15 protein-coding genes and 2 pseudogenes are annotated in these 11,232 nt (G+C 70.0%); 11 read left to right on the forward strand and 6 right to left on the reverse strand.

Annotation, left to right across the window (positions count from 1 at the left end; all coding sequences use genetic code 11):
* Positions 1 to 11: 11 nt before the first annotated feature.
* Both ACFXPX_RS32095 and ACFXPX_RS32100 read left to right on the forward strand, forming a co-directional pair.
* Positions 12 to 1,688: an FAD-dependent oxidoreductase gene (locus ACFXPX_RS32095; protein WP_380644247.1), complete on the forward strand. Its 1,677-nt coding sequence runs from the start codon at positions 12 to 14 to the stop codon at positions 1,686 to 1,688.
* 37 nt (positions 1,689 to 1,725) lie between these two features.
* A complete protein-coding gene (locus ACFXPX_RS32100) occupies positions 1,726 to 2,175 on the forward strand; it encodes a DUF1931 family protein (protein WP_380594694.1) in 450 nt (149 codons plus the stop codon).
* A 315-nt stretch (positions 2,176 to 2,490) separates the two neighbouring features.
* Here ACFXPX_RS32100 and ACFXPX_RS32105 read toward each other — a convergent pair whose 3' ends face one another.
* Entirely contained in the window at positions 2,491 to 3,009 is a 519-nt protein-coding gene (locus ACFXPX_RS32105) for a winged helix-turn-helix transcriptional regulator (RefSeq protein ID WP_380594692.1), read from the reverse strand.
* A gap of 100 nt (positions 3,010 to 3,109) precedes the next feature.
* On the opposite strand from ACFXPX_RS32105, the gene ACFXPX_RS32110 reads away from it, so the two are divergent.
* Both ACFXPX_RS32110 and ACFXPX_RS32115 read left to right on the forward strand, forming a co-directional pair.
* Positions 3,110 to 3,895: an SDR family oxidoreductase gene (locus ACFXPX_RS32110; RefSeq protein WP_380594690.1), complete on the forward strand. Its 786-nt coding sequence runs from the start codon at positions 3,110 to 3,112 to the stop codon at positions 3,893 to 3,895.
* Positions 3,896 to 3,920: 25 nt separating this feature from the next.
* The gene (locus ACFXPX_RS32115) at positions 3,921 to 4,280 is read left to right on the forward strand and encodes a nuclear transport factor 2 family protein (RefSeq protein WP_380594688.1); all 360 of its coding nucleotides are present in this window, start codon (positions 3,921 to 3,923) and stop codon (positions 4,278 to 4,280) included.
* Positions 4,281 to 4,433: 153 nt separating this feature from the next.
* Here ACFXPX_RS32115 and ACFXPX_RS32120 read toward each other — a convergent pair whose 3' ends face one another.
* The 3 genes from ACFXPX_RS32120 to ACFXPX_RS32130 form a co-directional block, all read right to left on the reverse strand.
* Positions 4,434 to 4,664, reverse strand: coding sequence for a hypothetical protein (locus ACFXPX_RS32120; protein ID WP_380594686.1), 231 nt, complete (start codon positions 4,662 to 4,664; stop codon positions 4,434 to 4,436).
* A gap of 244 nt (positions 4,665 to 4,908) precedes the next feature.
* Entirely contained in the window at positions 4,909 to 5,157 is a 249-nt protein-coding gene (locus ACFXPX_RS32125) for a hypothetical protein (RefSeq protein WP_380644248.1), read from the reverse strand.
* Positions 5,132 to 5,818, reverse strand: coding sequence for a type III effector protein (locus ACFXPX_RS32130; RefSeq protein ID WP_380644249.1), 687 nt, complete (start codon positions 5,816 to 5,818; stop codon positions 5,132 to 5,134). Before ACFXPX_RS32130 ends, ACFXPX_RS32125 begins: the two co-directional genes overlap by 26 nt.
* A gap of 109 nt (positions 5,819 to 5,927) precedes the next feature.
* On the opposite strand from ACFXPX_RS32130, the gene ACFXPX_RS32135 reads away from it, so the two are divergent.
* The 5 genes from ACFXPX_RS32135 (at position 5,928) to ACFXPX_RS32155 (ending at position 8,001) form a co-directional block, all read left to right on the forward strand.
* A complete protein-coding gene (locus tag ACFXPX_RS32135; protein WP_380644250.1) occupies positions 5,928 to 6,362 on the forward strand; it encodes an Hsp20/alpha crystallin family protein in 435 nt (144 codons plus the stop codon).
* Positions 6,363 to 6,490: 128 nt separating this feature from the next.
* Positions 6,491 to 6,784 (forward strand): STAS domain-containing protein, encoded by a 294-nt coding sequence (locus tag ACFXPX_RS32140; RefSeq protein WP_380644251.1) that lies wholly within the window; start codon positions 6,491 to 6,493, stop codon positions 6,782 to 6,784.
* A gap of 44 nt (positions 6,785 to 6,828) precedes the next feature.
* Positions 6,829 to 7,233 carry a DUF2267 domain-containing protein gene (locus ACFXPX_RS32145; RefSeq protein WP_380644252.1) on the forward strand — a complete coding sequence of 135 codons (405 nt, stop codon included), beginning with the start codon at positions 6,829 to 6,831 and terminating at the stop codon, positions 7,231 to 7,233.
* A gap of 67 nt (positions 7,234 to 7,300) precedes the next feature.
* The gene (locus tag ACFXPX_RS32150; protein ID WP_380644253.1) at positions 7,301 to 7,699 is read left to right on the forward strand and encodes a DUF2267 domain-containing protein; all 399 of its coding nucleotides are present in this window, start codon (positions 7,301 to 7,303) and stop codon (positions 7,697 to 7,699) included.
* Positions 7,700 to 7,767: 68 nt separating this feature from the next.
* Positions 7,768 to 8,001: a DUF6296 family protein gene (locus tag ACFXPX_RS32155; RefSeq protein ID WP_380644254.1), complete on the forward strand. Its 234-nt coding sequence runs from the start codon at positions 7,768 to 7,770 to the stop codon at positions 7,999 to 8,001.
* Positions 8,002 to 8,584: 583 nt separating this feature from the next.
* On the opposite strand, the gene ACFXPX_RS32160 is transcribed toward ACFXPX_RS32155, so the two are convergent.
* Together ACFXPX_RS32160 and ACFXPX_RS32165 are read right to left on the reverse strand one after the other, a co-directional pair.
* Positions 8,585 to 9,019 carry a hypothetical protein gene (locus ACFXPX_RS32160; RefSeq protein ID WP_380644256.1) on the reverse strand — a complete coding sequence of 145 codons (435 nt, stop codon included), beginning with the start codon at positions 9,017 to 9,019 and terminating at the stop codon, positions 8,585 to 8,587.
* A 154-nt stretch (positions 9,020 to 9,173) separates the two neighbouring features.
* Positions 9,174 to 9,572: pseudogene (locus tag ACFXPX_RS32165) on the reverse strand (recombinase family protein); the annotation flags it as partial.
* 56 nt (positions 9,573 to 9,628) lie between these two features.
* Between ACFXPX_RS32165 and ACFXPX_RS32170 the strand changes: the two are divergent.
* Together ACFXPX_RS32170 and ACFXPX_RS32175 are read left to right on the forward strand one after the other, a co-directional pair.
* A pseudogene (locus tag ACFXPX_RS32170) lies at positions 9,629 to 9,766 on the forward strand (exodeoxyribonuclease III); the annotation flags it as partial.
* A gap of 955 nt (positions 9,767 to 10,721) precedes the next feature.
* Positions 10,722 to 11,232 (forward strand): winged helix-turn-helix domain-containing protein (locus ACFXPX_RS32175; protein ID WP_380644255.1); only part of this gene is annotated, 511 nt, incomplete at its 3' end.

Consider the following 11,232-nt stretch of genomic DNA (forward strand, 5'->3'; position numbering starts at 1 on the left):
GGGAGTCCATCGTGCCGACGCTCACGCCGCCAGCTGACGTCCACGGCGCCTATCCGCTGCTGTCGGACGACCAGATCGCGATCCTCAGATCCTGCGGACAGGTACGGCCGGTCCGCGAGGGGGAACAGCTCGTCCGGGCGGGCGACCCCAGCGAGGAGTTCTTCGTGGTCCTCAGCGGCACGGTGGCCGTGGTCGAAGGCCACAGCGAGCAGCAGCAGCTCGTCCACCTGCACGAGGCGCGCAGCTTCCTCGGCGAACTCGGCGTACTGGAGGGCCAGACCGCCCTCCTCGGCGCGCTGGTGAGCACGCCCGGCGAGGTTCTCGCGGTGGGTCTGGCCGCCCTGCGCGACCTGCTCAGCCGAGAACCCGCGCTCGGCGACGTGATCCTACGGGCCTACCTGCTGCGCCGCACGATCCTGGCCGGCGCGGGCACGGGCTTCCGTATCATCGGCTCCGCCTTCTCCCCTGACACCCGGCGCCTGCTGGACTTCGCCGCCCGCAACCGCCTCCCGCACCGCTGGGCCGATCTGGAGAAGGACACCGAGGCCGAGGCGCTGCTGACGCGTCTCGGCATCGCTCCGGAGGAGACTCCGATTGTCGTCTGGCACGAGGACCGGGTGCTGCGCAATCCCTCCAACACCGAACTCGCCCAGGTGATCGGGCTGCGGACCGAGACCGTCGCGAGGGCAGTCATCGACCTCGTGGTGGTCGGCGCGGGGCCCGGAGGCCTGGCCGCAGCAGTGTACGGCGCCTCCGAGGGGCTCTCCACCGTCGTCCTGGACGCGGTGGCGACCGGCGGCCAGGCCGCCACGTCCTCCCGGATCGAGAACTACCTCGGTTTCCCCGCGGGGATCTCCGGCATGGAGCTCGCCGAATGCGCCGTCGTGCAGGCCACCCGGTTCGGCGCCCGGATCACCGTACCCGCCGAGGCCGCCGGCCTCGAACAGCGCGACGGTGCCAACGTGGTACGGCTCGCCGACGGCAGCACGGTCGCCGCCAACAACGTGGTGGTCGCCACCGGCGCACGCTACCGGCGGCTGCCCGCCCGCGGCGTCGAGCGGTTCGAAGGACTCGGGGTCCACTACGCCGCCACCCTCTGGGAGGCGCGGACCTGCCGTCTTGACACAGTGGCCGTCGTCGGCGGCGGCAACTCTGCCGGCCAGGCAGCCCTGTTCCTGGCGCGCGAGTCGCCCGCCGTGCACCTGCTGGTCCGCGGCGAAGACCTGGGCCACAACATGTCCCGCTATCTGATCGACCGGATCGAGCAGAACCCGCGGATCCACGTCCGGCTGCACACCGAGGTCCAGGAGGTCACCGGCGAGGACCGGGTCGAAGCCGTCGTCGTCCAGGACAACCGCACCCGCGAGCAGCAGGTGCTGGAGGCCCGTGCCCTGTTCGTCTTCATCGGGGCGCGCCCTGCCACCTCCTGGCTCGCGGGCGCCGTCACTCTGGACCCGCGCGGCTTCATTCCGACCGGGCAGGACGTGGCCCATGTGGCAGCGGACCTCTGGAAACCCCTGGGCCGCGCCCCACTCGCCCTGGAGACCGGCCTGCCGGGGGTCTTCGCCGTCGGCGACGTCCGCAGCGGCTCGGTCAAGCGGGTGGCCTCCGCAGTGGGCGAGGGTGCCATGGCCGTCCGCCTGGCCCACGAGCACCTCGAGGAGGTGAGACCACCCGCCATCGGATGACCTCAGCTCGTCCATCGACGCAAGAAAGGAACATGCCATGCCCGTCATGGGTATTCCCAAGTTCGAGCGCTTCTTCCGCGCAGCCGCCGGCCTCGATGTCCACAAGAACGACCTCAAGCGCTACAACGACTTCGTGGACGCCAAGCTCTACGACCTCTTCCTCATCGGCACGGCCAATGCCAAGGCCAACGGCCGGGACATCATCGAGCCGCAGGACCTCCCGGTCACCAAAGGCCTGCAGGAGAGCATCCACGCCTTCGACAAGCTGGAGGAGGGCATCGAACTACGCCCCCTGCTCGACCAGCTCGCCGCCCGCCCGACCCTCGGCATGGAGGCCGCCGAGGACACCCAACAGCGGCTGCCCGACCTGGCCGGCGGCCTCAGCGTCGCCCTCGCCCGCGCCCTCAAAATCATCGCCCGCGACACCCGCCGCCCCTCCACGGACCAGTGGGACGAGGCCTTCGAACTCTTCGACCTGCTGATCTGAGCGGGGCATCCACCAGACCTGCGGTTCCGCCGGCCCTGCCGGTCCCCCGCGTGTACCGGAGACGATCAGCAAGACATCCCATTCCGTAAGTACCAATAGCCCTGACTTACCGATACCGCCGGTCGGCCTCGCCCGAGTGCTGCTGGTGAGTCTTGGAAACGAGCGGTGTTGCTCCTCGCCTCACTCGATTCAGTTCTCAACGACTTGGGAGGGTTGGCAGGTATCACGCCAGCGATAACCGCTGCTGCGAGGCGGTCAGGTGCAGCCCGTGCTCGCGGCCCTGCTCAAGGCTGTACGAGGCTCTTCCGGGCGGGCTTACGCCTCTTCCGCGGGAATGGCCGGCCGTGCCGCGTAGCGGCTGCGCATCGCGTCGCTGGCTGCGGGGCCCGCGGTGAAGACGTAGGCGGTGCTGTCGTCGAGTCGGCGGCCGGTTTTGGCGTCGACGACGACGGGCTCGACTTCCTCGCCGCTGTGCGCGTCGACGAGGATCATGCTGCGTTCCGTCGGCGTGAGGCGGTGGTTGCCCCACGCGGCCAGGGCGACGATCACCGAACGCAGTGAGCGCCCGAGTTCGGTCAGGACGTACTCGTGCCTGACGGGGCTGCTCTGGTAGGGCCGGCGCTCCAGCAGACCGTCCGCGACCAGGGCCTTCAGCCGGGTGGTGAGCATGCTGGAGGAGATGCCCAGGCTCTCCTGGAACTGGTCGAAGCGGGTGTAGCCGTCGAAGGCGTCGTGAAGGATCAGCAGTGTCCACCACTCGCCGACGTGTTCCACCGTCGTGGACAGTGGGCACTCCCGGTCCTCCAGCCTGATCCGGCTTGCCAAGGCGACCATCCCCTCAGTCACTGCTAAAGTCGAAGTTAGTAGCTTCTATTTTAGCAGCAGGGACGGGGGGTGGCGCCTTGACTACCCGCCCCCGGGAACGGAGCACACCGTGACCACATCCATCAGCGAATCGCTCGAAGGCCGACGCGCTCTGGTCACCGGCGGCACCAAGGGCACCGGAGCCGCGATCGCCCGACGGCTCGCCGAGGCCGGCGCGACCGTACTGGTCACCGCCCGCAGCCGCCCCGACGACGTCGAGGAGAAGACGTTCATCACCGCCGACCTGGCCACCGCCCAGGGGGCCGCCCAGGTCGCCTCGGAGGTGGAAGCCCGCGTGGGAGGCGTCGACATCCTGGTCAACACCCTCGGTGGGTCCGAGGCGCCGGCAGGAGGATTCGCCGCGCTCGGCGAGGACGACTGGGCCAGGGAACTGAACACGAACCTGCTGGCCGCCGTCCGTCTGGACCGGGCACTTCTGCCGCACATGATCGCCGCGGGCAACGGCGCGGTCGTGCACGTCACCTCGATCCAGCGCCGCATGCCGCTGTGGAACGGCACCCTGGCCTACGCCGCTGCCAAAGCCGCCCTGACCACGTACAGCAAGGGCCTGGCCAACCAGGTCGCCCCGCACGGCGTCCGCGTCAACACCGTCTCGCCCGGCTTTGTGCAGACCTCGGCCGCGGACAACCTCGTCGCCCGGATCGCCCACGACGCCGGCATCAGCCGGGAAGCGGCGCTGGGCCGGCTGATGGACTCCCTGGGCGGCATCCCGCTCGGTCGTCCCAACCGGCCCGAGGAGGTCGCCGAGCTCGTCGCCTTCCTCGTTTCCGACCGCGCCTCGGCCATCGTCGGTGCCGAACACGTCATCGACGGCGGCACCACCCCCACCGTCTGAACCCGCCACCACCATCAGGAGCGTCATGCACGACAACCAGCCCCGGACCATCACCCCGGACGACCTGCCCGAGGTCATCACCCGCTACCTCACAGCGCACCGCGCCCACGACACCGGCACCGCGATCACGACGTTCACCGACGACGCCACAGTGACCGACGACGGCAACACCTACCGGGGCAGCGCCGCGATTGAACAGTGGCTGGCCCGATCCGCCAACGAATTCACCTACACCATCCGCCTCACGAACGCTCAGGAGGCCGACACGGCCCACTACATCGCCACACACCACCTCGAAGGCAACTTCCCCGGCGGCACCATCGATCTCCGCTATCTGTTCACGCTGCGCGACGACCTCATCGAACACCTCGTCATCGAACCCTGAGTCCGCTCCCACGTGCCCACCCAGCCACCCGATCAAGAGCCGGCCGTCGAGTTCGGCATCCACCTACAGATCAGCACGTGCACGCCCGAGGAATCAAGGCGAGCAACTCCGGGGCCATCCTCAGCACAGGGTGAGGAGATTCAAAGATCCCCATCAGTGCAACAGGTCGAACGCCACGAAGTGCGCTGGCCGCCCCCAGGACGCAGCCACCGCCCGGGCGCCCCGCGCATCGGCACGGGCTTGGAGCGCATCGAAGGCGAGCCGCCAGTCCTCCCAGACCACGAGTTCCCCGTCCAGCCCGGCGCCCTCCGGCAGCTGGGCGAGCGCGGTGTCCCGGATCTCAGGGAACGCACCGGACAGGCCGGCGCCAAGTCGGGAACGCACCACCACTGGGTGCGCGTGCACCTCCAGCCCCCAGCGACAGCTGCCCCACTTCGGTTCAGCTGCCTACCCCGCGTGCAGCTCGGGACTGTTCACCGCTACGGTCAACATCGGGTCCGGCAGCGACCAGTCCAGGCCCGACATCTACTACCCCGCTGCGCGTCCCGCTCCAGGCACAGCGACCCGCCACAGGCGAGACTATCACGATTGAATCATGACACTCCCTTTGCGGTGGCTCCCGGCCCTGTCAGGCCGGCCGGTTGTTCGCCGGATCGGCTTGCGGATTGTCCGGATCGGGGGCGGGCAGTGGCCAGTTGGGGTGGGTGAGGTGGTGGCGCAGGGCGTCGAGGCGGGCGAGGTGGTGGTCGAGGGCGGCGTTGACGGTGCTCGTGGTGGCGGCCACTCGGGCTTCGAGGTCGTGGATCCGGTCCAGGAGGTCCTGCCAGCGCCTTTCGGCGGCGGCGACGGGGTCAGGCGCGGCGTCGGTCGCTGTCATCGCGGAGCCGGGTGGTGTGGTGGGTGAGGGTGTCGAGGCGGGTGGCGAGGTCGCGGTGGTCGGTGCCGAGGTGGGGGCGGACGGCGGCGAGGGGCTCTATCAGGTCGGCGGGGTCGGTGGCGCCGAGGGCGGCGGTGAGGGCGGCCTGGGCGGGACGGGCGCCGGGAGCGAGTGCGGCCGTGGTGATCCGGGCGGCGAGGACCCGCAGCTCGGCGGCGTGGTCGCGGGCCCAGACGGTGACCGATCGGTCGGCGGCCCGCCGGTCGCGGACGGCCTTGACCCGTTCCGCGCCGGTACCGGACCGCGAAGCGTCAGCAGCGGGCTTGAGGCGCAGGTAGCGGTTCTCGGCGGCCTGTCGGCTGGCCACGCCCATCGGGTGGGCGAGGTCGGCCCAGGTGGCGCCGGCCTCCCGGGCGCTCTCCACCAGGCCGGCTTCCCAGCCGGCGAGCTGGCCGCGCAGCTCGCGCAGCAGGACGAGTGCGGCCAGGGCCTGCTCGGGGCCACCGTGCTCGCCAGGGACAGTCGGGGGCTGGGACGCGGGGTTCTGGGCGGTGCGGACGGCGTCGTCGATGGCGGCCAGCGCCGCCGCGGCTGCCAGGAACGAGACGGGCTCGACCGGCGGGGAGGCGTTGGGGGCGGCTCTGCGGGACTTCTCGCTCATGAAGTCACTCTATAGGCGACGCGGCGACTTGTCATCGGATGGATGACGCGCTAGAAAGGAGTCAGGTGAAGCGCACTGGCACCCATTCGACCCATGGAGGTGTTTCGCAATGCTGCTGCGCACTGACCCGTTCCGCGAGCTGGACCGGCTGACCCAGCAGTTCCTCAACACGACCGGCACCTGGTCGCGTCCGACGCCGATGCCGTTGGACGCCTACCGGGCCGGCGACGAGTACGTGATCTGCTTCGACCTGCCGGGGGTCGACCCGGAGGCGCTCGACATCGACGTCGAGCGGAACATGGTGACCGTCAAGGCCGAACGCCGCCCGCGCCAGGAAGGCGAGGGCGTCAAGTGGGAGCTGTCCGAGCGCCCGCTCGGCGTGTTCTCCCGCCAGGTCATGCTCTCCGACACCCTCGACCCCGCCGGGATCACCGCCGACTACGACGCCGGCGTGCTGACCCTGAAGATCCCGGTCGCCGAGAAGGCCAAGCCCCGCAAGATCGAGATCAGCCACAGCGGAAGCCGCAAGCAGATCCAGGCCTGATCCGTTCCCCGATGCCGTTCCGGCCGCCCCTGATCTCTCCCCCTCGATCGAATGGGGCGGCCGGAACACCCCTCGACCGCCGGGCCGGCCTACGTGGACCGGCCTACCCGCAGCGACGCGGAAACGCCATGAACGGCCAGAGCAACCAGCCCTTCATCGTGCGAGCCCACGGCGAGATCGACCTCGACGCCGCACCCTCGCTGCACGGTGCTCTGGCCGCCGCGCTCGAGTCGCACCGGGAGGTGGTGCTGGATCTGTCGGAGGTGACGTTCATGGACTGCGTGGGCCTGGGCGCCTTGGTCCGGGCCCGCAACCAGGCCGACCGGTGCGGCGGGCGCCTGGTCCTGCGCGGGGCCGGCCGCTGCGTGATGCGGCTGCTCAAGCTGACCGGTCTGCACCGGCGCCTGGCCGTCGAGCCCTGAGGCCGCCCGGCGCGCCGGGCCCTTGGGACGGAGGAAGAACCGCGATGACGCTTCGATGGGAGGCGTTCCTGGAAGAGGTCCGGGAGCGCGGTGAGTACGACAGTTCGCAGGAGGCCGAGAGGGCCGCCCGGGTGGTCCTGGCCCTGCTCGGCGCCCACCTGGTCGGCGAGGTGCAGGCCGAACTGGCCGCCCGACTGCCCGAGACCATGGCCCTGATCCTGCTCAACCCGCTGCACGCCGCCGAGCCCCTCAACACCGAGCGGTTCGTGCGCGCGACCGCGGCCTGGATCGAGGGCGCCACCGAGGCCACGGCCCTGTGGGACATCGGCGCCGTCCTGTCCACAGTGGCCGACGCCGCCGGCGACGACCTCATGGACCAGATCCTGCTCCAGCTGCCACCCGGCTACGACCTGCTGTTCGGCCGCCCGACCGCAGGGACGCGACCCTGACCCTGACCACCCCTCACACGCCGCCGCCGGCCCGCCCAGCGGCCAGCCCCCGGAAGGCCCCACGGTCATGACCCGCTACCGCCACCTCCTCCAGCAGGTCCGCAACCTCGGCCGCTACCCCACCGACGAGGAAGCCGAACACGCCCTCGACGCCGTCCTGGCCCTCCTCGGCACCCAGCTCACCGGCGACGAACGCTGCGACCTCGCCGCAGCCCTGCCCGAACGGGCCCGCGCCGTCCTCGCCACCCAGATCCCCCTCCCGTCGCCCGTCACCGCCCCCGCCTTCGTCGAAAGCCTCGCCCACACCCTGGGCACCAGCCTCACCGCCGCCCGCTGGGACGCCTCCTCCGTCCTAGCCGCCCTCACCACCCTCACCGACGACAACCTCACCGACCGCCTCCTCACCCACCTCCCCCGCGGCTACGCCCTGCTGTTCGGCCGCGCGGACCTGGCCGCCGTCGCCTGAAACAGCGGGAGCGCTCCGCGCCGCCCTGGCAAGCACCCAACCGCACACCGGATGAGGCGAGGCGACCGATGGACAGACCCCAGCGCTACGCGGTCACCCTGCCCGGCCCGCCCGCAAGTCACGGGCCGCCCGAGGTGATCGTCGTCCACCTCACCGGCGCGTACACCGCTGCCGGAGAACCGGTGTACGCAGATGAGGCGGGCGCATTCCGGGTGGCGATCGAAGGAGAGGTGGCCCGGCCGCTCACCGCGTTGCCGGGGCCCGGCCGCCATACCTGCCTACACGCCGTGCCACTGCCCTGACCGGATGCTCGCGGCCCTCGGCCGCTACAGCGTCACCGCCTCCACCCCGGCCGCTGGCGCCCTGCGCCCGCTGCGTGACCCGGACGTGGCCGGGCTCGGCCTGGATGAAGACGACCAGATGTAGGGCGCGCAAGCTAACTGGTGATGGCCGGTCCGGGCTGGATCTCATTCTGCTGGGATTGGGCGACGGGGAACGTCACGCCGGTGAGGTCTTCGGAGACGGCCCACAGCCGTTGCTGGACGGCTCTCTCGTACGACTGCGCGCTGGAGGCGGCAGCTGAGGGTCCAAGGGAGTCCCTGTCCCTGAGATCGCGAAGAAACTGACCATCAAGACCGGGACGAACGCAGGCAGGTCGACGTCGGTCGCCTCCCTGTACCGGGCACTCGCGGAAGCCGAGACCACCGCGGCCGACGACGGTCTGCCACTGCGACCCGGGCCCGTACGCATCCGGCGGCCCGATGGCTCGCTCACCCCCGAGGAGATCGACCTCCGCGAACGGCTCCAGGACCAGCCCCACCCGAACGCCGAGCTGCGGTAGTCGTGCCCACGACCTGCCCCGAACCCGTGATCACCGCCTTAGCGTTAACCGCTGTATCGGAGTCGTACGCCCTCTCGCGGCGTGAGCCCTGTGGCCTGCACTCGTACCTCAAGTTCTGCGGGTAGATGCCAGCCTTCGACGGTCGGCGCCATGTAGAGCCTGGCTTTGAGGCCGATCAGCAACTGGCGGCGGTGTTCCTGGTCGGCCTGGGTCCAGGCGTCGGCGAAGGTCTGGCCGGTTTCGACGTCGATCCACGCGGCGGGGCGTTGCGGAAGGACGGCGAGGCGTCGGCGTTCGTCGACGAATACCTCGAGGGCTTCGGCGTACTCGTCGTCGCCACCTGGGTAGTCGAATAGGCCGCGACGCTTCTCCTCCCGAAGGTCCTTCATGGCCTGGGCGACGTGGTTCAGCTGCTCGGTGTGGTCCTCTCCAGGGACGAACCTGCGCACCGTCATGGCCAGGCCGCCGAGGCGCACCACCAGTGCCGCGACCGCGGCGGTGACCCGCTCTCCCTTGACGGACTGCCCCTTGCACGCCGGTTTCCCGGTCTTTCGCGCGCATCGGTAGTACTCGTAGATCCGACCGTTCCTTCGCCAGCTCGTTCCCGAACGACGACTCGCGGCCCTTGCGGTAGTCCAGGGTGATCCCGTCGTCGGTGAAGACCAGGACCTTGTGGTTCTCCTCCGCCCAATGCGCCACGTCCGCACAGTCCTTCGCGGACCGGAACGCCCGGTCCACCTTCGCCCACACCAACGCGTCCCACTCACCCTGCCGCTCGGTCAGCCACGGACCCAGGTCCGGACGCTTCCACGGCGTGACCTCCGCGGAGACGTCCAGATCCTCGAAGGACCCGACGATCTCCCACTCCTTCGCCAGCGCGTGCCGGGTCGCCGTCTCCGCCTGGATCAGGTGCGACACCTTGCCCTCGTTACCGTGCGTGTCCGAGACACGCGAACCCACCACCGCCCGAACCGGCACCGAAGCCGTGACAATGCTCACAGGAGGTCCCCTACCGCCCAGGCCAGCAGGCACCCTCGAACAGGCTGCACTCGAACGGGTGGACCTTTTTCGAAAAGGTGTCGTTCCGCTGGCGCATCGACCTCCAGGTCGCCACCCCGGGCCTCGCCGACAGGACCGTCGAGGCCTACGTCGAACGCGCCGCTTCCCACGCCGAGCGCTGGAGCGACCACGCGCCGGTGACCGTGGTGTTCGACCACCAGTTCTGACAGCTCTCCACGGGCAGGGCTCCCAGGAGACCGGGAGCCCTGCCCGGACATCTCGACCGCACCGACTCGGACAGCGGGCCGCCGGCCTTCCGGGCGCACGGGGCCGCCTCGCTGCCGCAGTGTCGGGTGGTCGTGCCGTCGTGGGCCCGGGAGCCCTTGGGGACGAGCCCGACGACGTCCAGGTCGGACGTCGCATCGGCGACCGTCGGCGCCAAGCCCGCCGCCGAGCCCGCCGCCAAGTCCGTCGGCACACCGAGCCCTTGCGCGTCAGCGTGCACGCCGTCCCGTACCGCTGGAGCGAGCCGTCCCCGGCCTCCACGCCCCAGGAGTCCGACCTACCGCCCCCGGCGTGGCAGATCGGCCCTCGTCAACTATCCTCCCGAATCAGCTTGTTGACGTGAGCACACCCGATTGTCTCGCCAAATTGCCCATTCGAGGCAGTACTTGATTATCGTTCACAGTACTCTCATATCGACGGGGATCGACCGGCGGCGACTCGCGCAAACCCCCTCGGGCGAAACCCGCCCGCCACTCAATCCGGCTGTGGCACAGCGCATTTGATCACGGCCGTCGCACCGCCGGCCCGTCGGGGCGCGGAGGCCGGGCTCGGGACGATCAAGAACGTGCAGCATTCAATGAGCGCGTGCTCACGTGAGCCGGATCACGCGGAGCCCCCGACCGCCGAGCGGGGCGTCGCCGAGCCGATTGGCCTGCGCCCTGGGGATACTGGGGATCCTCGGCAGCCGGGCATCCCCTCGGCCGATGCGATCGCATGTCAGCGCGCCATACCAAGAGGTGCGCCGTCGATCCAGACCTTCTATCCCGACGATTTACAAGTATTCTGTCTCCAACCGTGCGGAAACTCTCCGGGACCGGTCCTGGGATCAAGGGGTTTCCGCCGGGCGGTCGAAGCGTTTTTCGTTACTGGGAGTGACTTATGGCGGATGGTCACACAATGGATTTCAGTGTCCTCGGCCCGTTAGCAGTACAGGCTGACGGAATATCGGTGAATCCGGGCTCGGCGCGCCAGCGGGCGGTATTGTCCGCCCTCCTCCTCACTCCGGGTCAGCCCGTGACGGCGGAGCAACTCGCCGAAGCCGTCTGGCCGAGGAATCCTCCGAACGACGTCATGACGAACCTGCACAGCTACGTGTCGAATCTCCGGCGGATCCTGGAGCCGAACCGGCCACCCCGCTGCCGCGACACCGTTCTGAGGCGCGAGCCGAACGGCTACGTACTGGCGGTGGACACCGACTGCATCGACGCGACGCTCTTCGAACGCCTTCTGCACGACGGCCGGCGGCTGCTCCAGGCGGGACTGCACCAGAAGGCCGGGCGGACGCTGGGGAGCGCATTGGCGCTGTGCCGGGGAACGGCCTACCCCGAGGTGAGCGACTACGCGCTCGGGGCCCAAGCGGCCGCACGCTTCGAGGAGTTGCGGCTGCTGGCACTGGAGAGCCTGTGGG

This window comes from Kitasatospora sp. NPDC059146, assembly GCF_042786665.1.
GTDB lineage: Bacteria > Actinomycetota > Actinomycetes > Streptomycetales > Streptomycetaceae > Kitasatospora.

Excerpts from the sequence above, each read along its gene's own strand:
- ACFXPX_RS32100 (WP_380594694.1), top strand. The coding sequence starts at position 1,726 with ATGCCCGTCATGGGTATTCCCAAGTTCGAGCGCTTCTTCCGCGCAGCC.
- ACFXPX_RS32105 (WP_380594692.1), bottom strand. The coding sequence starts at position 3,009 with ATGGTCGCCTTGGCAAGCCGGATCAGGCTGGAGGACCGGGAGTGCCCA.
- ACFXPX_RS32115 (WP_380594688.1), top strand. The coding sequence starts at position 3,921 with ATGCACGACAACCAGCCCCGGACCATCACCCCGGACGACCTGCCCGAG.
- ACFXPX_RS32125 (WP_380644248.1), bottom strand. The coding sequence starts at position 5,157 with ATGACAGCGACCGACGCCGCGCCTGACCCCGTCGCCGCCGCCGAAAGG.
- ACFXPX_RS32130 (WP_380644249.1), bottom strand. The coding sequence starts at position 5,818 with ATGAGCGAGAAGTCCCGCAGAGCCGCCCCCAACGCCTCCCCGCCGGTC.
- ACFXPX_RS32135 (WP_380644250.1), top strand. The coding sequence starts at position 5,928 with ATGCTGCTGCGCACTGACCCGTTCCGCGAGCTGGACCGGCTGACCCAG.
- ACFXPX_RS32140 (WP_380644251.1), top strand. The coding sequence starts at position 6,491 with ATGAACGGCCAGAGCAACCAGCCCTTCATCGTGCGAGCCCACGGCGAG.
- ACFXPX_RS32145 (WP_380644252.1), top strand. The coding sequence starts at position 6,829 with ATGACGCTTCGATGGGAGGCGTTCCTGGAAGAGGTCCGGGAGCGCGGT.
- ACFXPX_RS32150 (WP_380644253.1), top strand. The coding sequence starts at position 7,301 with ATGACCCGCTACCGCCACCTCCTCCAGCAGGTCCGCAACCTCGGCCGC.
- ACFXPX_RS32155 (WP_380644254.1), top strand. The coding sequence starts at position 7,768 with ATGGACAGACCCCAGCGCTACGCGGTCACCCTGCCCGGCCCGCCCGCA.